This is a genomic window from Nitrobacter sp. NHB1, assembly GCF_036964665.1.
Lineage (GTDB): Bacteria > Pseudomonadota > Alphaproteobacteria > Rhizobiales > Xanthobacteraceae > Nitrobacter.
In genome coordinates this window covers 2,625,685-2,649,169 of sequence record NZ_JBAMDA010000001.1, presented here as the reverse complement: position 1 = coordinate 2,649,169, position 23,485 = coordinate 2,625,685, and the positions used below count along the sequence as shown (strand labels likewise).

Annotated in this window: 14 protein-coding genes and 1 tRNA gene; 5 read left to right on the top strand and 10 right to left on the bottom strand. The window is 63.3% G+C overall.

Annotated elements, in window-relative coordinates; all coding sequences use genetic code 11:
• Nucleotides 1–50: 50 nt before the first annotated feature.
• Nucleotides 51–386 (bottom strand): ribonuclease P protein component, encoded by a 336-nt coding sequence (gene rnpA, locus V4R08_RS12285; protein WP_335579608.1) that lies wholly within the window; start codon nt 384–386, stop codon nt 51–53.
• Nucleotides 387–409: 23 nt separating this feature from the next.
• Nucleotides 410–544, bottom strand: a complete 135-nt coding sequence (gene rpmH / locus V4R08_RS12280; protein WP_011512070.1) for a 50S ribosomal protein L34 — start codon at nt 542–544, stop codon at nt 410–412.
• Nucleotides 545–873: 329 nt separating this feature from the next.
• On the opposite strand from rpmH, the gene V4R08_RS12275 reads away from it, so the two are divergent.
• Nucleotides 874–2,352 (top strand): ATP-binding protein, encoded by a 1,479-nt coding sequence (locus V4R08_RS12275; RefSeq protein ID WP_335579607.1) that lies wholly within the window; start codon nt 874–876, stop codon nt 2,350–2,352.
• A 245-nt stretch (nt 2,353–2,597) separates the two neighbouring features.
• Nucleotides 2,598–2,674 (top strand) — tRNA-Arg (locus V4R08_RS12270).
• A gap of 287 nt (nt 2,675–2,961) precedes the next feature.
• Here V4R08_RS12270 and V4R08_RS12265 read toward each other — a convergent pair.
• The 4 genes from V4R08_RS12265 to V4R08_RS12250 form a co-directional block, all read right to left on the bottom strand.
• Nucleotides 2,962–4,461 carry an efflux transporter outer membrane subunit gene (locus V4R08_RS12265; RefSeq protein ID WP_335579606.1) on the bottom strand — a complete coding sequence of 500 codons (1,500 nt, stop codon included), beginning with the start codon at nt 4,459–4,461 and terminating at the stop codon, nt 2,962–2,964.
• Nucleotides 4,462–4,585: 124 nt separating this feature from the next.
• A complete protein-coding gene (locus tag V4R08_RS12260; protein ID WP_335579605.1) occupies nt 4,586–7,876 on the bottom strand; it encodes an efflux RND transporter permease subunit in 3,291 nt (1,096 codons plus the stop codon).
• Nucleotides 7,873–10,986 carry an MdtB/MuxB family multidrug efflux RND transporter permease subunit gene (locus V4R08_RS12255; RefSeq protein WP_335579604.1) on the bottom strand — a complete coding sequence of 1,038 codons (3,114 nt, stop codon included), beginning with the start codon at nt 10,984–10,986 and terminating at the stop codon, nt 7,873–7,875. The genes V4R08_RS12260 and V4R08_RS12255 overlap by 4 nt, the downstream gene beginning before the upstream one ends.
• Complete coding sequence (locus V4R08_RS12250) at nt 10,983–12,245, bottom strand: MdtA/MuxA family multidrug efflux RND transporter periplasmic adaptor subunit (RefSeq protein WP_335579603.1); 1,263 nt, start codon at nt 12,243–12,245, stop codon at nt 10,983–10,985. The genes V4R08_RS12255 and V4R08_RS12250 overlap by 4 nt, the downstream gene beginning before the upstream one ends.
• A 515-nt stretch (nt 12,246–12,760) precedes the next feature.
• On the opposite strand from V4R08_RS12250, the gene V4R08_RS12245 reads away from it, so the two are divergent.
• The gene (locus tag V4R08_RS12245; RefSeq protein ID WP_335579602.1) at nt 12,761–13,663 is read left to right on the top strand and encodes an efflux RND transporter periplasmic adaptor subunit; all 903 of its coding nucleotides are present in this window, start codon (nt 12,761–12,763) and stop codon (nt 13,661–13,663) included.
• A 15-nt stretch (nt 13,664–13,678) separates the two neighbouring features.
• On the opposite strand, the gene V4R08_RS12240 is transcribed toward V4R08_RS12245, so the two are convergent.
• Nucleotides 13,679–14,557, bottom strand: coding sequence for a caspase family protein (locus V4R08_RS12240; protein WP_335580267.1), 879 nt, complete (start codon nt 14,555–14,557; stop codon nt 13,679–13,681).
• A gap of 410 nt (nt 14,558–14,967) precedes the next feature.
• Between V4R08_RS12240 and V4R08_RS12235 the strand changes: the two genes are divergently transcribed.
• Both V4R08_RS12235 and V4R08_RS12230 read left to right on the top strand, forming a co-directional pair.
• Complete coding sequence (locus V4R08_RS12235) at nt 14,968–16,707, top strand: hypothetical protein (RefSeq protein ID WP_335579601.1); 1,740 nt, start codon at nt 14,968–14,970, stop codon at nt 16,705–16,707.
• 99 nt (nt 16,708–16,806) lie between these two features.
• Nucleotides 16,807–17,418, top strand: a complete 612-nt coding sequence (locus tag V4R08_RS12230) for a pyridoxamine 5'-phosphate oxidase family protein (RefSeq protein WP_335579599.1) — start codon at nt 16,807–16,809, stop codon at nt 17,416–17,418.
• A 51-nt stretch (nt 17,419–17,469) separates the two neighbouring features.
• Here the strand turns inward: V4R08_RS12230 and V4R08_RS12225 are convergent, their stop codons facing one another.
• From V4R08_RS12225 to V4R08_RS12215, 3 genes are read right to left on the bottom strand one after another with little or no spacing between them, the layout of a single operon-like run.
• Complete coding sequence (locus V4R08_RS12225; RefSeq protein ID WP_335579598.1) at nt 17,470–19,383, bottom strand: AsmA family protein; 1,914 nt, start codon at nt 19,381–19,383, stop codon at nt 17,470–17,472.
• Nucleotides 19,384–19,432: 49 nt separating this feature from the next.
• Nucleotides 19,433–22,555 carry an efflux RND transporter permease subunit gene (locus V4R08_RS12220; protein ID WP_335579597.1) on the bottom strand — a complete coding sequence of 1,041 codons (3,123 nt, stop codon included), beginning with the start codon at nt 22,553–22,555 and terminating at the stop codon, nt 19,433–19,435.
• Nucleotides 22,555–23,394: an efflux RND transporter periplasmic adaptor subunit gene (locus tag V4R08_RS12215; protein ID WP_335580266.1), complete on the bottom strand. Its 840-nt coding sequence runs from the start codon at nt 23,392–23,394 to the stop codon at nt 22,555–22,557. The genes V4R08_RS12220 and V4R08_RS12215 overlap by 1 nt, the downstream gene beginning before the upstream one ends.
• Nucleotides 23,395–23,485 lie beyond the last annotated feature (91 nt).

Below are 23,485 nucleotides of genomic sequence, written 5' to 3'. Positions count from 1 at the left end.
GTTCGGGTTGCAGCGATGCGCCGTTAATGCCGCCGATCTTGACGCCGCGATCATCCTGGATGCTGGCGATCGAGGCGATGGAACGCCGAACGCAGATCATCGAGCATGACGGCGAAACCCCGGTTGAGCGCAGCACGGCGGCCGATTACCACATAATCGCTGTGCGGTCGCATGGATACGGCGTCCACGCGCTTCACCAATTCGCGAAGCCTGCGGCGGATGCGGTTTCGTTCGGTCGCGGTGCCATTCTTTTTGGTCACCGTGAAGCCGATCCTGATCGGGCCGTCGTCGTTGCGGCGGCGATTTTGCACCACGAAGGCGGAGGTGTTGACCCGCAGCCCGTTGGCAGCGGCGAGGAAGTCCGCCCGCTGCCTCAACCGGTCCATGACGATATCTCGGGGAGATTGGCTCAGGCGCTCAAGCGCTTGCGGCCGCGCGCGCGCCGCGCGGCAAGAATCTTCCGGCCGCCGGTGGTCGCGAGGCGGGCGCGAAAGCCGTGACGGCGCTTGCGCACCAGTTTGCTGGGTTGATAAGTCCGCTTCACGGGTATCTCCGCTGACCGGGCAAGTCGCCTGATATTGGGGTTAAGTCCGGTCATGCCGACCCGAACCAGGCCGCTTTCGGCCCGAACGAGCCGCCCCGGTTGAAACCGGATCATCGCGGACAGTTGGCGCGGCTTATACGGGAGCGGCCTCTTTTCGTCAATCTTGCGCTTTAGCGTTTCCCGGCTCGACCGAATTGGCCAAATCTCGCGCCGGGCCTATATTAGGGATGTGTTCCAGTGATTTGCCCGAAGCCGGCACCGGCGGCCGGTTCGGGACAAGCGCGGATCACTGTCAGTTTTGCCGCAGGGTTAGTCCGCGGAGGGCAGTCGTGTCACAGGCGATCGAACAACTCCGGGTTCGGGCAGCGCGGCTGTCGTTGCGCGGCCGGCTCGGCCTTTCCGGCAAGCTCCTGCTGCTGACGATCCCGCTGGTGATGATCGCCGAAATCCTGATCTACGTCCCTGCGATCGCCAACTTCCGGGCGAACCGGCTCAACGACCGGCTGGCCGCCGCGAACACGGCCGCGCTGGTTCTCGACGCGGCGCCGTCGGGCATGGTGCCCGATTCGCTCGCCCGGCAAATTCTCGGCAGCATCGGCGCGCGGGCCGTCGCCATCAAGATGGGCCAGCAGCGCCGCCTGCTCGCCAGCGCGGATCTGCCGTCAGCGATCGATCATGACATCGACATGCGCACCATGACGCCGTGGTCGGCCATCGTCGGCTCGTTCGAAACCATGCTGGAGAGCGGCAACCAGGCGATCCGCATCATCGGACCGGGGCCGCGCGGCGCGCAGTTCATCGAAGTCGTCACCGACGAACTGCCGCTGCGCCAGTCGATGTACCGTTTTTCGCGTAACCTGTTGCTGGTCTCGCTGGCGATCGCGGTTCTGACCGCGGCGCTGGTCTATCTGGCGCTGCACTACCTGTTCGTCCGCCCGATGCGGCGCCTGACCGCGAATCTCGTGGGCTTTCACCAAAACCCCGAAAGCTCGGCGCGGATCATCGTGCCGTCGCAGCGCGGCGACGAGATCGGCGTCGCCGAACGGGAACTCTCCGACATGCAGCGCGATCTCGTCTCGATGCTGCATCAGAAGAGCAGGCTCGCCGCACTCGGCCTCGCGGTCTCGAAGATCAATCACGATCTGCGCAACCTGCTGGCGTCCTCGCAGTTGCTGTCCGATCAGTTGGCCAGCGTGCCCGATCCGCGGGTGCAGCGGTTCGCACCCAAGCTGATGCGCTCGCTGGAACGCGCCATCGCGTTCTGCCAATCGACGTTGTCTTACGGACGCGCTCAGGAGGCCGCCCCCGACCGGCGGATGATGGCGATCGAGCCCGTCGTCAACGAGGTGCGCGAGTCGGCAGGACTGGCGCCGGAAGGGTCGATCACCTGGATCAACGCGATCGAGCGCGGCCTCACGATCGATGCCGATCCGGATCAGCTTTTCCGCATTCTGCTCAATCTCGTGCGCAACGCCGCGCAGGCTCTGGAGAGCCAGCCACAAAGCGATGCCGCGACCCGGCAGATCAGGGTCACCGGCCGCCGCGAAGGCGCAGTGACCATCATCGAGATCTCCGATACCGGACCGGGCGTTCCGCAACAGGCGCGCAACCACCTGTTCGAGGCTTTCCAGGGATCGGTCCGTCCGGGCGGCAGCGGCCTCGGTCTTGCGATCGCGGCGGAGTTGGTGCTTGCGCACGGCGGCGACATCCATCTGGTGGAAGGCACCATCGGCGCGACGTTCCGGATCGCGATTCCGGATCGCCCGGTGGAGTTGCAGGCTATCCGCAACGAACGCGCGCGAGCGTAGGCCTGCTCTTAAGGTCGGCGCGCGGCCCGGTGCATCAGGATCTCGCTTTTCGGCCAGAAGGTTAGCACGCGCGCCCTTGCACCGATCGCCGAGGTGATCCCATGCGATTTTCCTGTCGCACGGGACAGTCGGTGCAGCCGCGCCGCTTGCAAAGCCGACCGGGAGCCGTTAGCAATGGCCCGCCTTCGGGACGCCTGCTTCCGAACGCAGTTGCTTTTAACTTACCCGCGATTTCCACGACAAACGCGCCCGTAGCTCAGCTGGATAGAGCACCAGACTACGAATCTGGGGGTCAGGAGTTCGAATCTCTTCGGGCGCGCCACTTGCGTACAAAACTGCGAACGTTTGGACCCGCGTTTTGGTCCCCGGCAATCACTTGCTCCAGGGTTGCCTGCTCCCCAATAATTCGAATCGCGTGATCATCGCCCTCGATCCGGTCCACAATCGACTTGATGTAGGCCGTCCTGAACGGAATCGGACCCGTCGCGCCTCATGATCTGTCCGAAGCGCTCGATGGCCTCAGCATTGAAGACGTCCAGCCTTGGGTGGATGGTGATCCGGGCGAGCGCCTCCTTGGCGCGGTCCCGATCCGATTTGAGGGTCGACGTTTTAAAGAGGACCTGGCGCGGAGTCTTTGTTCAGGGATACAGTTCGCTCCGGTGACCACCCCCCGCCCAGCGCCTGAAACAGACTGCTGGCGGCGAGCAGCTTCGTCAGCCGCACCTGCACCAGCACATTCTCGGCGGTGAAAAGAGTTTGCTCCGTCTGCAGAACGGTCAGAAGATTCACCGTGCCGCCGCGAAATTGCGTTTCCGAGACTTCGAAAGCTTTGCGGGAGGCCGACACGACGTCGTTTTGCAGCCGCTCCTGCAGCGTATATTGCCGAAGCGCGACAAGCGCTTTTTCAACGTCGGCGAAGGCCGAGAGCACGGCTTTGCGATAAGCTTGCAGATACTGAAGCTGCAAGCCCCTGGCTTGCTTCAGTTGATTTTCCAGAAGGAAGCCGTCGAAGATCGGCTGTGTCAGGCTTGCGGCGAGCGTGTAATACCATGCGCCCGGTCCGAACAACGCTGCAAGCGCCGCGCTTTGCGATCCGTTTTGACCCGTGAGCTGGATTTGCGGAAAGAACGCGGCGCGCGCCGCCTCGACGCTGAAATTGGAGGATGCAAGCTGCGCCTCGGCCAGACGGATGTCCGGTCGCTGAGTCAGCAATTCCGAAGGCAGGCCCGGCGTGACGCGCGGCGCCGTGATTTGCGTCGTCGCTCCGCCGCTCACCTTGAAATTCGCGGGCGCGCGCGCAACGAGGACCGCGAGCGCGGCGATATTCTGCCGCAAGGTCACCTGCAGCGGCGGAATGGCGGCCCGCTGGGTTGCCACCAGCGCTTGCTGTTGCGACAGATCGAGTTGCGACGCCGTTCCGCCGGCGAACTGTTTCTTGATCAGTTCCAGAATACGTTCCGCCGCCGCCAGATTCCGACGGACGACGCGGAGTTGATCCTGGGCCGCCAGTATCTGGAAATAGGTATTGGCGACCGTCACGATCGTTGTGAGGGTCACGACGTCACGGTTGTATCGGGCGACCGTCGCATTCTCCTCGGCGGCATAAAGCGTCGCGCGGTTCTTGCCCCAGAAATCGATCATATAGCTGGCGGTAAGGCCGACGTTGTATTGCGAGAACGTGGCCGGAGCGGAGGACACGCCGCCGATCGCGGAGGCCGCGCTGCGCGCACGCTCGGCCGTTGCCGTTCCCGTCACCGACGGCAGCAAGGGCGCTCCCGAAATGCCCGCTTGCGCGTCGGCCTGGATGATCTGCGCATAGGCGACAGCGATATCCAGGTTGGCGGTTTGCGCGGCTTCCATCAGCGACGTCAGTTCCTTGGAACGAAACCCGCGCCACCAGTCCAGGGACGGAACGGCCGCGTCCGGGGCCGCGCGACTTGCCTCGCGGTATGTACTCGGGATTTCGAGATTGAGATCGGGTCGCTCGGAGCCGAGGATGCAGCCGGACAATGCCGGAACGAGCAGCAACACGGAGAAGAAAGACGCAAAGCGTGCCTTGCCGCCGAGCCGTTCGATCACAGAAATCGACTTCAACGCAGCGCCGAACATTGAGCCCCCAAAATCACCTGTCGCAATCGTGTCCCAGCGCCTCGGCATCTGCAACAAGGATATCAACCCGGTGTCGATATCCTCCGCACTTTTCCGGTCATTGTGGCTGTTGAGGCATCGTCGTCTATTCACTCGGCTGCAACGGAGCATCGGGAGCCCTTTGCGCGGGACCGCCCTGCCTGAGGCGCCGGCACCACAGCCGGAATCGGTCGATGTAAAGATAGATAACGGGCGTCGTATACAGCGTCAGCATCTGGCTCAGGACAAGGCCGCCGACGATGGCGATGCCGAGCGGCCGCCGCAACTCGCTGCCTTCACCCATGCCGATTGCAAGCGGCAGCGCGCCCAGCATGGCGGCCATCGTTGTCATCATGATCGGCCTGAAGCGGAGCAGGCAGGCTTCGTAGATCGCATCGCGCGAGGAAAGACCCCGCTCGCGTTCGGCATCGAGCGCGAAATCGATCATCATGATGGCGTTCTTCTTCACGATGCCGATAAGCAGAATCACGCCGATAAGCGACATGATGCTAAACTCCGTGTTGAACGCCATCAGGGCCAGCAGCGCTCCCACGCCCGCAGACGGGAGCGTGGATAGAATCGTCAGTGGATGAACGTAGCTTTCATACAGAACGCCGAGAACGATATAGATCGTGATCAGCGCGGCAAGAATGAGATAGGGCTGGCTGCTGAGCGACTCCTGAAACACCTTCGCCGTGCCCTGGAAGCTGCCGTGGACTGTTGCCGGGACGCCGATCCGGTTCATCGTCGTCTCGATCGTGGCGACAGCCGTGCTCAATGACACGTTGGGCGGAAGGTTGAAGGAAATCGTGTTGGCGACAAGCAGTCCCTGATGGTTGACTGCGAGCGGCGCCGCGCCTTGTTCGAAATGGGCGACGGCGGACAACGGAATCATCGTTTCCTGGCCGGTGCTCACGGCGGAACCCGTCGAGGATGCTCCCTTGCCGGTGGCGCCGATCGAGTTGGTGGCGAGGTTCCGGGCCGCGTTTGCATTGGCGGAACTGGCGGAAGCCGATTGCCCGCTCGCGACGACCGTGCCGGCGACGGCGTTGGTCGCCTGCGAGCCGCCGACGGAGCCGCCGGAGGTGCTGATGTAGACATCCTTCAGCGTTTCCGGATTCTGCCAGTAGCGCGGCGCGACTTCCATAACGACGTGATACTGGTTGCGCGCGACATAGATGGTCGAAACCTGACGCTGGCCGAATGCGTCGTAAAGCGTGTTGTCGATCTGGCTGACCGTAATCCCGAGCCGGGCGGCGGCATCCCGGTCGATCACGAGATTGGCCTCGAGCCCCTTGTTCTGCTGGTCGCTGTTGACATCGGTCAGCGTGGGCTCGCGCTGAAGTGCGGCCGCTATCTTGGGGGTCCATTCATCGAGTTCTTCCAGCGTCGGGCTCTGCAGGGTGTACTGATATTGCGCGTTGCTGGCGCGTCCCCCCGCACGGATGTCCTGGACCGCCTGCAGGAAGAGTGTTGCTCCGGGTACGACCGCGAGTTCGCGCCGCAGGCGGCCGATGACCCTGTCTGCGGATAACTTTCGCGTCTCGAGAGGCTTCAGCGCGACGAACATGAAGCCGGAATTGATCTGCCCGCCGCCAGTGAAGCCGACAGCCGTCTCAACCGCCGGGTCTTTGGTGATGATCGAGACGAACTGGGTGAGCTTTTTCTGCATCAACTGAAATGAAGTGCTCTGATCCGCCTGGATGATGCCGATCAGCCGGCCCGTATCCTGCTGTGGGAAGAATCCCTTCGGAATGACGTCGTACAGGTAGAAATTGAGGCCAAGGATCGCGAGCAGGATCGTCATCACCGAGCGCGGGTGCCGCAGCGCGACGTTGAGCGAACGCCGGTAGCCATTCAGCATTGCAGTAAAAACGTGCTCGCTCGCCTGATAGAGCCGCCCATGGCTGCGACCGGATTGTCTTCGAAGCAGAATGGCGCACATCATCGGCGTGGTCGTCAGCGAGATCGCCAGCGAAATCATGATGGCGATGGAGATCGTCATGGCAAATTCGCGGAACAGGCGGCCGACGATGCCGCCCATCAGCAGGATCGGAATGAAGACGGCGATCAGCGATACGCTCATCGACAACACGGTGAAGCCGACTTCCCTGGCGCCCAGCAGCGCGGCATCGAGGCGTGACATGCCGGCTTCGAGGTGGCGCGTGATGTTTTCGAGGACCACGATGGCGTCGTCCACGACGAAACCGGTCGCGACCGTCAGCGCCATGAGCGAGAGGTTGTCGAGGCTGTAGCCCATCAGATACATGACGGCGAAGGTCGCGACCAGCGACACCGACACCGCGACGACGGGAATTAGCGTCGCGCGGCCGTTCCGCAAAAATGCGAAGACCACCACAACGACGAGAAAGATGGCGATCAGCAGCGTGATTTCGACATCCCGCAACGACGACCGGATGGTCGTCGAACGATCGACGGCGATATCGAGGTCGATGGCCGGCGAGACCGAAGCCCGCAATTGCGGCATCAACGCTGTCACCCGATCGACGATACCGATGATGTTGCGGCCGGGTTGCCGGTAAAGCACAAGAAGGACAGCCGGCTTGCCGTTGGCGAGGCCCGCATTGCGGAGGTTCTCGACCGAGTCCGATACCTCGCCGACGTCGGAGAGGCGGACCGCCGCCCCGTTGCGGTAGGCGATGATCAGCGGCTTGTATTGCTCCGCCGTGTTGGCCTGATCGTTGGCGTAGATCTGGTAGCGCCGGTCGCCGACGTCGATGCCGCCTTTCGGGCTGTGTGCGTTGGCGCTGGCGAGCGCGGCCCGCACATCTTCGAGACCGATGCCGTATTTGTAGAGCGCCTGCGGGATGAGTTCGGCTCTGACGGCAGGCAACGAACTGCCGCCCACGACCACTTCGCCGATTCCCTCGACCTGGGAGAGCTTTTGCGACAGCACCGTGGATGCGGCGTCATAGAGCTGGCCGCGCGACAGGGTGTCGGACGTCAGCGTCAGCACCATGATCGGGGCGTCGGCGGGATTGACCTTGCGGTAGGTCGGGTTCGCTCGCAGGCTGGTCGGCAAGTCCGCACGGGCGGCGTTGATGGCGGCCTGCACGTCGCGCGCCGCGCCGTTGATGTCGCGGCTCAATCCGAATTGCAGCGTGATGCGCGTCGACCCCGCCGTGCTCGACGAGGTCATCTCGGTGACATCGGCGATCTGGCCGAGATGGCGTTCGAGCGGGCTGGCGACCGTGGTGGCCACATCCTGCGGGCTGGCGCCCGGCAAGGTCGCCCGAACCAGGATGGTCGGGAAATCGACCTCCGGCAGCGGGGATACCGGAAGCTGGAAAAAGGCGACCATGCCCACCGCCGCGAGTCCGAACGTGAGCAGGGTCGTCGCGACTGGGCGGCGGATAAAGGGACTCGACAGGCTCACGGCTCGATTCCGTCTGCCGCCGGACGGCCGCTGGATGACCGTCCGGACATGCGCAACGAGAGGCGATCGAACCAGAGATAGATAACGGGTGTGGTGAACAAGGTCAGTAACTGGCTGACCAGCAGGCCACCGACGATGGAGATGCCAAGCGGATGCCGCAGTTCGGAGCCGGCGCCGGTGCCGAGCATCAGCGGCAAGGCGCCCAGCACCGCCGCCATCGTCGTCATCAGAATGGGGCGGAATCGCAACAGGCAGGCTTGATAGATCGCCTCGCGCGGCGGCCTGCCTTCATTCCGTTCCGCATCGAGCGCGAAATCGATCATCATGATGGCGTTCTTCTTGACGATTCCGATGAGAAGAATGATGCCGATGATCGCGACGATGGTGAGATCCTGGCCGGCGAGCATCAGCGCCAACAGCGCGCCAATCCCGGCCGAGGGAAGCGTAGACAGAATGGTAAGCGGATGGATGAAGCTCTCATAGAGAACACCCAGCACGATGTAGACGGTGATGATCGCCGCGAAGATCAGAAAGATCTGATTTGTGAGCGATGATTGAAAAGCCAGCGCGGCTCCCTGAAAACTGCTGATCACGCTGGGCGGGAGTCCGACATCGCGCTGCGCCTGTTTGATCGCGGCCACCGCCTCGCCCAGCGACGCCCCCGGAGCGAGGTTGAACGAGATCGTGGTTGCAGGAAACTGTCCGAGATGAGAGACCTGCAGCGGCGCGGTTTCTTCCCGAATTTTCGCGAGCACCGAGAGCGGGACCGGCGCGCCGCCGACCGAGGAGGGAAGGTAGATCGCGGACAGCGATTGCAGCGATGTTTGAAGCGTCGGATCGGCTTCCAGGATGACGCGATACTGGTTTGAGTTCGTGAAAATTGTCGAGACGATCCGCTGTCCGTATGAATCGTAAAGTGCATTGTCGATGGTGGCGGGGGTGATGCCGAAACGTGCAGCCTGGTTGCGGTCGATATCCACGAAGACCGCGAGCCCTTGCGCCGAGATGTCGCTGGTCACGTCGGCAAGCTGCGGAAGCGCGTTCAATCGATCGATCAGCCTGGGGGCCCATTCGGTCAACTGCGCCGCGTCGGCATCCTGAAGAATGAATTGATACTGTGTCCGGCTGACGGTGCCCTCGATCGTCAGGTCCTGCACCGGTTGCATATATAGCGTGATGCCGGGGAGAGCGGCCGCGCGCTCCTTCAGGCGTTGCATCACCGCTGTAATGCTGGATGTGCGCAGATCGTGCGGTTTGAGGTTGATCAATATCCGGCCGCTGTTGAGCGTCGTATTGGTCCCGTCCACGCCGATGAACGAGGACAGGCTGTCGACGTCCGGGTCCTCAAGAATGGCGCTCGCAAGCTTTTGCTGCCGCTCCGCCATCGCGGCATAGGACACCGATTGCGGCGCTTCGGAAATCGCCTGGATGACGCCCGTATCCTGAAGCGGAAAGAACCCCTTGGGAATGATAACGTAGAGTGCCCCTGTGAGTACGAAGGTGCCCAGCGCCACCAGCAGCACGAACGTCTGACGATCGAGCACCCAATTGAGCGCGCGGCCGTAAGCCGCGATCAGCCGATCGGAGCCTTCGCGACTGTAGCGTTGGAACAGGTTCTCGCGATCGTCCGCCGTGGCTTTCAGAAGCTTGGCGCAGGCCATCGGCACCAGCGTGAGCGAGACCACGCCCGAGATGAGTATGGTGACCGACAGGGTGATGGCAAATTCCCGGAACAGCCGGCCAACCACATCGCCCATGAACAGCAGCGGAATCAGCACCGCGATCAGCGAGACGGTGAGGGAGATGATCGTAAAGCCGATCTGTTCCGAGCCGCGCAGCGCGGCCTGCAACGGTGTCTCCCCCTGTTCGATATAGCGCGAAATATTCTCGATAACGACAATGGCGTCGTCGACCACGAATCCGGTCGCGATGGTGAGCGCCATCAAGGAAAGATTGTTGAGACTGAATCCGAACAGATACATTGCGCCGAGCGTGCCGACCAACGAAAGCGGTACCGAGAGGCTCGGAATCAGGGTCGCCCGCGCGCTGCGCAGGAAGACGAATATCACCAGCACGACCAGGATAACCGCGAGCGTAAGCTCGTATTCCACATCCCGCACCGATGCGCGAATGGTGACGGTGCGGTCGGTGAGAACGGCGACGTTGATCGCGGGGGGAAGCGAGGCCTGGAGCTGCGGCAGCAGGTTCTTGATCCCCTGCACTACGGAAATCACATTGGCGCCCGGCTGCCGCTGAATGTTCAGAATGACTGCTGGAACCTTGTTCATCCAGGCACCCAGCTTGTCGTTCTGCGCGCCATCGACCACATCGCCGATATCGCTCAGCCGTACAGGGGAACCGTTTTTGTAGGCTACGATCAACGACTTGTAACCGGCGGCGCTCTTGATCTGATCGTTGGCGTTTATCGTATAGGCGCGCATCGGCCCGTCGAAATTTCCTTTCGGTGTATTGATGTTGGCATTGCCGAGCGTGGTACGGAGATCGTCGATATTCAGGCCGTAGGCGGCGAGCTTGCGAATGTCGGCACGAACGCGCACGGCCGGTCGCTGCCCGCCGCTGATGCTGACCAGCCCGACCCCCGGAAGCTGGGAAATCTTCTGCGCCAGGCGAGTGTCGGCGAAATCCTCCACCTGCGTCAGCGGCATCGTCGCCGAGGTCAGCCCCAGCGTCAGGATCGGCGCGTCGGCCGGATTCACCTTGGCGTAGATCGGCGGCGCCGGCAGGTCGGCGGGCAGCAGATTACCGGCTGCATTGATGGCGGCCTGCACTTCCTGCTCCGCCACGTCGAGGGAAATGCTGAGGCCGAATTGCAGCGTGATGACCGATGCGCCGGCTGAACTCACCGAACTCATTTGATTGAGATTCGGCATCTGGCCGAGTTGCACCTCCAGCGGCGCGGTAATGGACGATGTCATCACGTCGGGGCTGGCGCCGGGATAAAAGGTCTGAACCTGGATGGTCGGATAATCGACTTCGGGCAGCGCTGCGACCGGCAGGAAACGAAAGGCGAGCAGGCCCGACAACATGATTGCGACCATGAGCAGCGTGGTTGCCACTGGCCGCAAAATGAACGGTCGCGATGGGCTCATTGCTTCTGCCCGCTCTCCAAAGGCTGTTTCTTGCTTCCTGATTTGTCTGATGCCGGATTGCTGCTGTTACCGGCTTCCGTACGAATGGCGATCTTGGCGCCGTCGCGCAGCTTGTCGGCGCCGTCGACGACGATACGATCACCGGGGACCAGTCCCGAGCGGACTTCCACACGCTCGCCGTCCGTTACACCCAGCACCACCTTGCGGACCGATACGGTGCTATCGGGATTGACAAGATAGACAAAGGTACCCGGAACGCCGCGCTGAATACCGGCCGTCGGCATCACCGTGACGTCGCGATGCGTATCGACCAGCAGCCGGACATTGACGAACTGATTTGGGTAGAGGGCTCTCGTGTCGTTTGGAAACTGGGCCCGCAGCTTGATCGTTCCGGTGGTCGGATCGATCTGGCTGTCGAAAGTTTGCAGCACGCCATCCGCGATTTTGTTGGCGCCGCTACGGTCGTAAGCGGTCGCGGGCAGCGTGGCGCCGGCCTGAATCCGCTTTGAAATGGCTTGTAGATTGTCTTCCGGCAGCGTGAACAGCACGCTGATCGGCTGCAACTGCGTGATCACGACGAGGCCGTTGGTATCCCCTGGCGTCACGTAGTTGCCCTGATCCACCTGGCGCAATCCGACCCGGCCATCGAGCGGCGAAACGATATGGCAATATTGCAGGTTGAGCTGAGCTGCCTTCACCGCTGCACGGTCGGCCTCAATAGTACCCTGGTATTGGGCGACCAGGGCAACCTGGGTATCGAGGGTTTGACGGGGCACGGCGTTCTGCGCCGCCAGGCCCCGGTAGCGGGTCAGATCGACCTGGGCGCCTTTCAGGAGCGCTTCGTCGCGCGTCAAATTTCCGTTCGCCTGGGCCAGCGCGGCCTCATACGGACGCGGATCGATTTCCGCGAGCAGGTCGCCTTTCCTGACTTCCTGCCCCTCCTTGAAATCGACCTTCATCAGGTAACCGCTGATCTGGGTCCTGATAGTGACCGTGGCCAGCGAGGTAACGGTGCCGAGCGCGTTGAGGTTGATGCCGATATCGCCCTTGCCGACGGTCTCCGGGACGATCGACATCGGCGGAGCGCTCCTGCCCGCCGGTTGCGGTGCTGGTGTGCGCTGGCGCCACAACGCAACGCCGGCGACAACCGCCAAAACCAGCAGCAGGATCCATGCGAGACGCCAGCGCGACTTCCGCTTGGTCCCCTCTGCGGTCTCGGTAAGCGGAGCGTCTTTGAGAGATTTGATTGGCTGGTTCATGAACGGGCCGTCGAAGACCTCTTGTCTATAGACGCTATCCGACGTGGGTTGCGATAATTCGAGTGTTTAAAAAATGGGCCGTTCCGATTTATAGAAACCGTCCGAATGACTTTGATCGCGACAATCATGGCGCTTTGTTGCCTGATCTTATCATACCCGACTGAGCGGGACTGAGGTCGTCTCTTAATAATCTGTAAGGAACGACGCATTTCAGAATGCGCCCTCGTCGGCGGTTTGCGAGGTCGTGGATCGCGCTGCGACGGCCAGGAGCTTCGCAGGGGTGATTTCTTGAAGCCGGCTCACGTCCATTTGATCTCTGCCCGACGCCGACGGCGTGATGATGCCGTTCAACGCTCCGGTCCCGATTCCGGATCGCACCCCGCGCGCCATCCGGATGGCGTCCGAGTGCCGGTGTTGAATCGACATTCCGGCTTGAATAGGCTTTTCGTTCCATCGGTCCTGAAGCAGTCGCAAACCATCGCCGCGACCTTCGATTTTTCGGAAAGAATTGTTCAATGCCGACGGAATTCCCGCGCCCGCGCTCCAGTGCAAGGCAGGCGATTGCTCTCGCCGTCGTGCTCGGGACGACCGTCGTCACTCATCAGGCATTCGCGGCCGACGAGCAGGATACCCCGAACGGCGCCGCCGTTACCGTGCTGAAAGCGACGAGGTCCTGCTTCTCCGCCACCGTGGAGGTCACCGGAATCCTGATCCCTAAGAACGAGACGGCCGTGCGCCCCGAGCGGCCGGGCTTGAAGGTCGCCGAGATCATGGTGGAGCCGGGACAGAGCGTCATCGCCGGGCAGGTGCTTGCCCGCCTCAACCGTCCCGAAGGCGGGTCGACCCAGGTTCACTCCCCGGTGGCCGGACTGGTCAGCAAGTCGTCCGCCGAGATCGGGGCGGTCGCCTCGGGCAAGGGCGAGGCACTGTTCAATATCGTCACCGGCAACGAGTTCGATCTGGTCGGTCAGGTGCCGACCACCGATCTGGCGAAACTCGCCGTCGATCAGACTGCCAAGGTCAAGGCCGTCGGCGCCGGCGACATCGACGGCAAGGTCCGGCTCGTCGCACCGACGATCGACCCGGACAGCCAGCTTGGGCAGGTCTTCATATCCGTCGACCCGAGCCGGCATTTGCTCGTCAATGCGTCCGGCCGGGCGATCGTCAAGACCGGCGAGAGCTGCGGCATCGCGGTGCCCCTGACGGCGATCCTGTATGGGAGCGCGGGCACCGTTGTTCAAGTCGTCCGGCACCAGCGGGTCGAAACGCGGCGCGTCGAGGTGGGATTGCTGTCGGGCGGACAGGTCGAGGTCCGCAAGGGATTGTCGGAAGGCGACGTAGTGGTGGCGCGCGCCGGCGCCTTATTGCGCGAAGGCGATCCGGTCAGGCCGGTGGCCGCGGCAGCGAGCGCGAAGTAAAGAAGCGAAATGGCTCTAGCTGCCGGCCTTGCGCGAGGCCATCGCCGCATCGGACCTGAGCGGCACGTCTTGAGCCAGCGACGACGACACCGTCGGGACCTGCTCTCCTTTGCTCGCGCGGGAAACCGCGACCCGCGTCTTGCTGAACACGGTTTCGGCCTTCGCATCCGGCGCATCGAGGCTCTTGAGCAATTCCGTCACCAGCAGACTGTATTGCCCGCCGGACTCGTCGACGACCTGTCCCGGCATGGCCGATGACAGGATCAGCGCGTTGTTCGGCGCATTGATCGGCGCAAGGCCGTGGGAGTACGAGCGGAAGCGCCGCTCATACGGGTTGCGCCGCGATGCATCGATCACCGCGAGCTTGACCTTGGCGGCGCGCTCTTTCATCGCGCCGAGAACGGTTTCGATGGAAAGCCCGTCGCGCCGGACGTCGGCTTCCTTCCAGATCTGCGCATCGACCGGGATCATGTAGCTCTCGCGGCCGGACTGAATGCCGAAGCCGCTGAAAAACAGCAGGGCCGTTGTATCGGGACCGATTTTCGATTCCAGACGGCGGACCGCGCGGCGCATATCGTCCTTGTCGGCATCCTCGACCATGATGACGTCGAAGCCGTCGCGCCGCAGAATCGTTGTCAGCGCCCGGGCATCGCTGATCGACTGCTTCAACGGCCGGTTCGCATCCGGATAGTGCGCGTTGCCGATGACCAGCGCGACCCGCGACGACTTGACGGCGATGCTGCCGGTGGTGTCGGCGACAGCGAGGGCCTTCGCGACCTCCAGGCTGCGCTTGTTGAGCGCGGCATGGGCTCCGATCGCCAGCGATACCATCCCGACGAGGACGGCGGCCAAGGTGGCCGACCGGGGCGAAACGCGAAACTGCCCGAACTTCATAACGATCAATTCCTGGTCATGCCCGACGGCGCTCATAAGTCGCGCCAGCGCCAGATTGGTTTTAGGGAGTCCCTGACTTATCGCGGGCAAATACGCTCGTTTTGCGGCACCGCAGCATAAGAAGGTCATACCCCGCGGGTCCCCCCATGGGCAACATGAAACCTTTATTTATTGGAAACACAATTGGTTAAGCACGCCGCAGTCATCATGGCCGCCTTTCGGAAACGAGGAGGCGAGCGTGTAAATTGGGCGGCCGGACATCACGGCAAACCTACCGCCGCCTTCCGGGCGGATGCCGTGACTTCGGCCGAGTTTGTGTTTTCTGCCTATTCGTATAGTTTTTCAACGACTTGGCTGAAACAAGCCTTGATGAGATGCCGGAACGCGGATGGGGGCGCGGAAAGTAAATCATGACTGTTCGCCATGTCGCCGGCGCCGTCTACCGCGCGCTGACGAACCGCAAAGACGGCCCCTCGCTGTACGACCTGTGCGACCCCGTGCTGTTGCGCCACCGCGGCGGCGACGCTCACCTGGCCAAATTCTACAGAACCGCGCTCGCCAATCCGGCCCTGCGCCCGCTGCTGCGGCGGGCCGGTCTGCCCGAACTGCGGGACGAGACCCGTTTTCGGGAACTTCAGGACGCACTGCGGCACGCGCGGGACGATGAATCCCCGGACTGGGCGGCGATCGGCCGGCCGGTGGCCGCCCTGCTGGACACTGTGACCTTGCGCCATCCTCGGCCCGGACCTGTGGCCTCGTCGGGGCCGACGCCGGACCTTGCCGACATCGAGCGCGTCATCCGGACCTGCGGCGCGCATCTGCTCCAGTCGTTTCGCAAGAATGGCTTCATCCCGACCTTCGCCGCGTTCAACCTGATCGGCGACCCCGATCTGCACGGCCGGGGTTTTCTCGCCGCCCTCACCGGCCTCGATTCGCGCGGCTACAAGAACTCGACCCTGCTTTTTAATCTGGCGCGGGTCTTCATCGCACGCTCGCCGGCGCGCGACTTTATCAATCCGCCGTGGAGCGGCGTCGCCGAACCGATGTGGGAGCCGGTGCAGATCCGCCATCGCTCGGCCTATTACGACGCGTTCTTCACCGAGGCGCTTTTGAGTTTCGCCGAAACCGGTCTCGCCACGCCTGCGGAAACCGAGGCGATCCGCCGCGCCAGCACCGAGATGGTCGATTTCTGCCTCAGGACCAGTCGCGAGGAAGTGTTCTCGCGCGACGGCGACCGCGTCAGCGTAATCACCGCGCTGGCGCCGAATCCCCATCCGCGCTTCAACCGCTTCTTCGCGCAGATCAAGCAGGACCTCGGCTTCGGCATCTACGTTCCCGACTGCGACACCACCGCCTGCTCGTTTTCGGCCGCGACGCAAGCCGGCTCGACGGACCCGATCCTCGATCAGCCGCTGCTCGACTTTTATGCGGGCTATCAGGTCGGCTGCGGCGCCAACGAACCGCTTGTCACCGTGCCGCTGAACGACAACATCGATTACGACGGCGGCATCGTCACCTGGATCGACAATCTTGCGGGCGACCGCCCGTACGGCAACGATCTCGACCCCACCCTCAACCTCGATGTTCTCGAGGTCAGCTTCCGCAACTGTTTGCGATGGAGAATTCTCGAAACGCCGCAGCGGCTGCAAACCGTGCAGCGGATAATCGGATTTCAACGACGGCTGGTGGAGAGCGGCGCGTTCAGCAATCCGCGATCCCATATCTACTATTTGCCCGAACTTTACTGCGCCTACTTCGGACGCTGCTACGCTGCGTTAGCGGCGCTGCCGCCCGCCGCCCGGCAGGCGATCGATCCCGATGACAGTTTCGGTTTCATCCGCGGCCGGGTTCTGGCGTATGTGCAGGACACCCTGATGTCAGCCGAAATGAACGTATTCGATGCGGCGCTGGCGTTGATCGCGCTGGGTCATCTCGGCGCCGATCCGGCGACGTTTACACCCGCGCTGAACTGCATCATCGGCCACGTTGGCGAAGGCGGGCGGCGCGGCCCCTTCAAGGCCTATGAATGGAACAAGATGAAAACGCCGACGCGCATTGTGGTGGGCGGCCCGGAAGTGACGTCGGCCTTCGTGCTGATGGGACTGGCGCTGGCCCGCAAGACAATGCGGCAACCCGCCAAGCACTCGTAAGTCTCGTGGTTTCGCAGACGCGCACCTCGCTGTATACAATCTGCTCGGGCCGTTAACTGCGGAAAAAGGCCGTCTCAACGCAAGGGAGCAGCAATTGTGGTGACCGCCATCGAGACGATCGAACAGCTCGAGGCTATTTACGGCCAGCCCGGCGAGGCGGCGACCATCAAGGTGGCGCAGCGGATCACGCCGTCCTATCGCGCGCTGATCGAAAGTTCACCCTTCGCGATATTGGCGACCTGCGGCCAGGAAGGGCTCGATTGCTCGCCGCGCGGCGATCTGCCGGGCTTCGTCCGCGTTCACGACGACCACACGCTGATCATGCCGGATCGGCGCGGCAACAACCGCATCGATTCGCTGCGGAATCTCATACGCGATCCCAGAGCGGCGCTGTTGTTTCTGATCCCGGGGTCCGGCACCACCCTGCGCATCAACGGCCGCGCGCTGGTGTCCGCCGATCCCGATCTGCTGGCGTCGTTCGGGGTCGAGGGCAAAACGCCCCGTTCGGTCGTGGTCATGACTGTGGAGGAAATCTACTTTCAGTGCGCGCGCGCCATCATCCGCTCGCACCTCTGGGATCCCGACAGGCGCGTCGATCCCAAGAGCCTGCCGACGCCGGGTCAAATCCTTTCGGAAATGAGCAAAGATCGGGTTGGCGGCGAGGACTATGACAGGACGTGGCTGGAGCGCGCGCGGCAGACGATGTGGTAGATGCTCAGGCGGGATCGGTATCGCCCCGTCATTGCGAATGCAACCTCACAGCTAGCGGCCGAACAGCTTCTTCATGATGTCGTCGATGGGCGGGGACTTGTCCTGGGACGGCTTGTCTTGGGACGGTTGACCCTGGGATGGCCGGCCGGAAGCGGGCGGTCCGCCCGTGCCGGCGCCGAGACCCTGCCGGATCAAGGTATCAAGAGTCTCTCCGAGATTGGGGCCGGATTTGTCAGACCTTCCAAGTCCGCTCTGGCCGAACAGGCCCTGTCCCAATTCCCGGAGCTTCGCATAGGCCGCGCCGGGATCGTCCAGAATACCCGCCACATCCGGATAGATGCGCGGCTCGCTCCACGGCCCCTGCACGACGACCGGAATGCCGAGACCAATTGGATCGGCGCGCCCTCCTTGACCCTCCGCGGTCATGACGAGTTTCGGCTCGACCCGGAAAGCCAGCGTCTTCGAGGCGAGATCGACAGTGCCGGCGCCGGTCATCCGCACCAGCGGCCCGGCCAGAAACAGGTCGGTGGTGGCGGCCTGTCCTTTCGCGATGGTTGCGGTCGCGCTGAGTTGCGACAGGTCGGTGGTCTGGTCCGGGCGCTCCTGCCATCCCGACAGGGTGCCCGACGTCAACGCGCGGATCATTTTGGCGATGTTGAGATTGCGGATCGCACCGTCGCGGACGTCGATCGAAGCTGTTCCAGTCAGGCTCGCCATGATCGCACGCAAATTGTCGCCGGTGCCCCGCACGTCGGCCGTCGCCCGCATCCTGCCATCGACAGTGGAGAAATCCGCAAGGCTCGACAGCAGCGGCAGCGCGCGAACGCCGGTCACGTTGGCCCGGAGCGCGTAGGACGGATTGTTTGTGGACGCATCGATCGACAGGATACCATTGACTTGCCCGTCATATGCGCCAAGGTTCGACAATGAGGTCTTCAGCACGCCGCTGGCGATGGTGGCGTTGCCCGCGGCCGGCGCAAAGCGCCCTTCCCCGATATTCAGTTCGGCCGCGGAAATCCTCACCGTCGCATCGACGTAGTTCAGCCCGCTGATATCGAACGGCGCATTGCTCCACGGCTGCGCACCCGATTGCGGTACGGGAGTCGGCTGGCGCGGCGCCGCGCCAACATCGAGCCGCTGAAAATCGAGATCGACCTTCACCAACGGCTTGCTCGCCAGATCGACCGATGCCCAGCCGCTGAACTTGCCGTCGTCGAGCGATCCCGACAGGCCATTGATGAGAAGCGTCCGCCCGTTGATCCGGACCTCGGCCCTGGCGGTCAATTCGCGCATCAGCAGGCCGGGAACGTCAAGCGTCAGTTCCGTCGGGATATTCCGACGCCCGAGCGGACCTGCGGGCGGTGTCGCCTTGATCGTGAACTTCAGCGAATGATGCCCGGGGTGCGCATCGCCAGCGATGTTGATTGTCCGGTCGGCACTGAGAATCGCGCTCGCGTTAACGTCGCCGACCCGGTTTTCCGAGCCGGTTTGCGGATCGAAAAAAACGATCGTGCCGTTGGAAACCGTCACCCGGTCGATTGGAAATGCCGTGTCGTCTTCCGCCGTATCGTCCGAGCTGGCCGGCCGAGACGGGATATTGGTGCGTTCGCGCAGCAGCGGCAGCCGCAGCGTCGGATGGTCGATCGTCAGTTCCGATATTTTCGGAGTTCCCGACAAAAGGCTCGGAAATTCGAGAGCGGCGCGGACGTCCCCCACGGCAAGCTGCACATCGGTCGCGGCGTTCCCGGGACTTTCGAGCGTGACATTGTGCAGCACGAGGCTGAACGACGGCCATACATCGATCGTGGCCTTGCCGTTGATCGCGATCCGGTAACCGGTCTCGCGTTCGATCCGGTCCCGCGCGAGCGAGGCGATGAAACTGGAGGGGATACCGGTCACGAGCAGCACGATCCCGAGCGCGATCAGGCAGATTGCGACGGCGCCTGCGATTTTCAATGCTCTCATCTTGCCATCTCGGACTATGGGGTTGGCACGCAACGCGTAGCGCTGCGGACTATTCTGCGCCGGGCAACCGGACATTCGGCGGTTCGTGTTGGGCCGCGGACGGATCGGCGACTTCAGTGCCCGAGGTCAACAACCGCTTGCCGTAGCGCCAGATGAAGGCGCCGACGTCGTCCATCATCAGGAACATCGCGGGGACGAACACCAGCGACAGGATCGTCGAAAACAGCAGACCGCCGATCACCGCCAGCGCCATCGGCGAGCGGAATTCACCGCCGGCGCCAAACGCCAGCGCGCTCGGCATCATGCCGGCGACCATCGCAACGGTGGTCATCACGATCGGGCGCGCGCGTTTCATGCCGGCATCGATGATCGCCTCTTCCCGCGCGCGGCCGGCGCGAATCGATTCGATGGCGAACTCCACCAGCATGATGGCGTTCTTGGTGACGATGCCCATCAGCATCAGGATGCCGATCCAGACCGGCGTCGTAAGCTGCTTGCCGGTGAGCAGCAGGGCCATGATCGCGCCGCCGATCGACAGCGGCAGCGAGAACAGAATGGTGATCGGTTGCAGGAAGGTGCCGAACAGCAGCACCAGCACGGCATAAACCATCATCAGCCCCGCCGTGATCGCGGTGGCAAATCCTTCCGACAACTCGTTCAGGCTCTCGGCGTCGCCGGAGGGATTGACCGTCACGCCCTTCGGCAGGGTCTTCATCACGGGCAGTTCGTTGATCCTCTTGGTCGCGTCGCCGAGCGCGGCGGTGCCGACGAGGTCGGCCGCGACGGTGGCCTGGCGCTGGCGGTCGTAGCGGTTGATGCTGGTCGGACCCTGATCCAGCCTGATATCGGCGACGACGGACAGCGGGACATGACCGCGGCCGCCGCCGACCGGCACGCGCATCTGCTCCAGCATCTTCAGATCGGCGCGGGCACTGTCTTCGAGTTGCACGCGGATCGGAACCTGGCGGTCGCCGGCATCGAACTTCGCCAGCGCCGGGCCGACGTCGCCGATCGTTGCGACGCGAATGGTTTGCGACAACTGCTCGGTCGAGACGCCAAGGCGCGCGGCGAGATCCGCGCGCGGCTGGATCCGCAGTTCGGGGCGGTCGAGCGAGGTCTCGGGCGTGATGTTGGCGAGCAGCGGAATGCGCTTCATCTGCGTCGCTAGCTCGCTTGCGACATTGCCGACGATGCCGATGTCGGGTCCGGTCACCACGAGCGAGACCGCGCGCAGGCCGTTCTCGTCGAGGAACCAGTAACGGATGTCGGGAACGCTTTTGAGTTCCTGTCCGATCGAGAGTTCGAGTTCGCGCTGGGTGATGCTGCGGTCTTGCTTGGGTGTATAGTTGATGATCAGGGATGCGCGGCGCACCTCCTGAAGTCCGGGCGGCACGCGTCCGCCGTCAACGAATACGCTTTTCACCTCCGGCCGCTTGCGCAGCCGCGCCGCGATATTTTCCGTCACCTTCTCGGTATAAGCGAGCTGCGATCCCGGCGGCAGCTCCATCACCAGCAGCGAGTGTGCGGTGTCCTGCGCCGGCAAAAAGCCCCGCGGCAGCAGCTTGATGCTCCAGATCGAGGCCGCGAAGACCGCAAATCCGATCAGAACCGTAATGATGTAGTGCCGCACCGACCAGGTCACGAGGCTGGCATAGGCGCGCAGCACGGGGCCGGGCTGCGGAGCCTCGTGCGGATGATCTTTCATGAAATAAGCGGCGAGCACCGGCGTCACGAAACGCGCGGCCAGCAGCGAGAAGAACACCTGCACCGACACGGTGATGCCGAACTGCTTGAAGAACTGCCCGGCGATGCCGGACATGAAGCTCGCCGGCGCGAAGATCGCAATAATGGTGAGGCTGATCGCGATCACCGCGAGGCCGATTTCGTCGGCGGCTTCCAGCGCGGCGCGGTAGGCCGATTTGCCCATCCGCATGTGGCGCACGATGTTCTCGATCTCGACGATGGCGTCGTCGACGAGAATGCCGGTTGACAATGTAATGGCGAGGAAGCTGACCAGGTTCAGCGAGAAGCCGAGCATGTCCATCGCCCAGAAGGCAGGAAAAATTGACAGCGGCAGCGAGATCGCGGCGATGACGGTGGCGCGGATGTCGCGAAGAAACAGGAAGACGACGATGACGGCGAGAATCGCGCCCTCGAACAGGGTCGAGATCGCCGCGTCATAGTTGCCTTTGGTGAACGCGACAGAGGTGTCGATCAGCTTCAGATCGACGTCGGGGTATTGCTCTTTCAGCGCGTCGATCCGCTCCTGCACGGCCTTCGCCACCACGACGTCGCTCGCTCCCTTGGAGCGCTTGATGCCGAGCGCGACGACCGGCTCGCCATTGAAGCGGGCGAAGGTCCGGCGGGCCGCGATGGTGTCGGTCACTGTGCCGAGATCGTCGAGCCGCAGCTCGCCGCCGGCCGGCAGCGAGATCATCGTTCCCGCCAGCTCGTTGATGGTCTTGGCGCCTGCAAGGGTCCGGATGACCTGATCGTTCCGGCCGATTTCCGCCCGTCCCCCGGCGACATCGACGTTGATGCTGCGCAGGCGCTGGCTGACATCGACCGCCGTCAGACCCGACGCGCGCAGGCGGTCCGGATCGAGCGACACCAGGATTTCGCGTTCGACACCGCCGATGCGTTCGACCTGGGCGACGCCGCGCACCCCCTGCAGCGCCCGCTTGACCACGTCGTCGACGAAATACGACAGTTGCTCGGGCGTCTTGCCCGGCGAGATCGCGGCATAGGTGACGATCGGCAATCCGATGACGTCGACGCGCTGGATCAGCGGCTCGTTGACGTTCTGCGGGAGATTGGCGCGAACCCGGGTCACGGCGTCCTTGACGTCGTTCAGCGCCCGGTCGGTATTGGTCTCCAGCGCGAACTGGATCGTGGTCAGCGATAGGCCGTCGGTGATCGACGATGAAATATGCCGGACGCCCTCGACGCCCGAGACGCCGTCCTCGATGGTCTTGGTGACCTGCGCCTCCAGTTCCGCCGGCGCGGCGCCGAACTGCGAGACCGCCACCGAGATCACGGGGATATCCGCGCTCGGCAGCCGCGTGATGGCGAGCTTGGTGAAGCTGACCCAGCCCAGCGCCAGCAGAATGATCGAGAAGAGGACGGACGGGAGCGGGTGTCGAATCGACCAGGCGGAAACATTGAGGGCCATCAACGTACCCGCGACCGATCGAGGTCATCCGCAAACATCGTCCTGACCCGGTCGCCGTCATGCAGCGAGGTGCCGGCATCGGCGACGACGATTTCGCCGACTTTCAACCCTTCGAGGATTTCGGTGTCGGTGTCGGAGGTCAATCCGATGCGAACGCGCCGCGTCTCCACGATATCTCCGTTGACCACCTGAACAGTCAGGTGATCGATCGCGGAGCGGGGAACGGCCACGCCGCAACTGCGCCTGGCGTCGATGCTGGCGCGGGCGAACATTCCGATTCTTAAGGTCGGATCTTTGGCCAGGGACAGCCGGACGTGACCCATCTGGGTCTTGCGATCGATTACCGGCGACACCAGCCGGACGCGCCCGACCAGGTCGGGCCCGTCCTCGCGGCTGACGCGCGCGCTTGCGCCCGGATTGAGCTTGAGCACTTGGATCGAAGGCACCTCGGCATCCAGCTCGACCTCGTTGTTGATCGCAATTCGAAACATCGGCCCGGCCTGCGGCGAAGCCGGCGCTCCGACGGCGGTGCGAACCTCCGTGACCAGTCCGGCCGCGGGCGCACGCAGGACGATCGATCGCGATTTGCTCCCCGGTGGCGGCGTCAGTTTCGCCAGTTCCTGATTCAGCGTGACGATGTCGCCCTCGCGGACCAGCACCGCGGTCACGCGCGATCCCTCCTGGTCCGGGCTGACCACCGCTTGCTGGCGCGGGACCACGAAGCCGGTCACGCGGACCATGTCGGAAAAGCAGGCGTTGGTCGCGCGGGCGACGGTCACGAGAGCGCTTCCTGACGGCCCGCTGTCGTCGGCGGACCGCGACGGGCTCACGACACCGATCGTCGCCGCCAGCACGCCGAAAAACAGGCCGCAGGCGACCTCACGCACGCATCGCGCTCCATAGCCAGAATCCGAAAGTCGCCTCACCTTG

Excerpts from the sequence above, each read along its gene's own strand:
- rnpA (WP_335579608.1), bottom strand. The coding sequence starts at position 386 with ATGGACCGGTTGAGGCAGCGGGCGGACTTCCTCGCCGCTGCCAACGGG.
- V4R08_RS12265 (WP_335579606.1), bottom strand. The coding sequence starts at position 4,461 with ATGTTCGGCGCTGCGTTGAAGTCGATTTCTGTGATCGAACGGCTCGGC.
- V4R08_RS12255 (WP_335579604.1), bottom strand. The coding sequence starts at position 10,986 with ATGAGCCCATCGCGACCGTTCATTTTGCGGCCAGTGGCAACCACGCTG.
- V4R08_RS12250 (WP_335579603.1), bottom strand. The coding sequence starts at position 12,245 with ATGAACCAGCCAATCAAATCTCTCAAAGACGCTCCGCTTACCGAGACC.
- V4R08_RS12245 (WP_335579602.1), top strand. The coding sequence starts at position 12,761 with ATGCCGACGGAATTCCCGCGCCCGCGCTCCAGTGCAAGGCAGGCGATT.
- V4R08_RS12240 (WP_335580267.1), bottom strand. The coding sequence starts at position 14,557 with ATGAAGTTCGGGCAGTTTCGCGTTTCGCCCCGGTCGGCCACCTTGGCC.
- V4R08_RS12235 (WP_335579601.1), top strand. The coding sequence starts at position 14,968 with ATGACTGTTCGCCATGTCGCCGGCGCCGTCTACCGCGCGCTGACGAAC.
- V4R08_RS12225 (WP_335579598.1), bottom strand. The coding sequence starts at position 19,383 with ATGAGAGCATTGAAAATCGCAGGCGCCGTCGCAATCTGCCTGATCGCG.
- V4R08_RS12220 (WP_335579597.1), bottom strand. The coding sequence starts at position 22,555 with ATGGCCCTCAATGTTTCCGCCTGGTCGATTCGACACCCGCTCCCGTCC.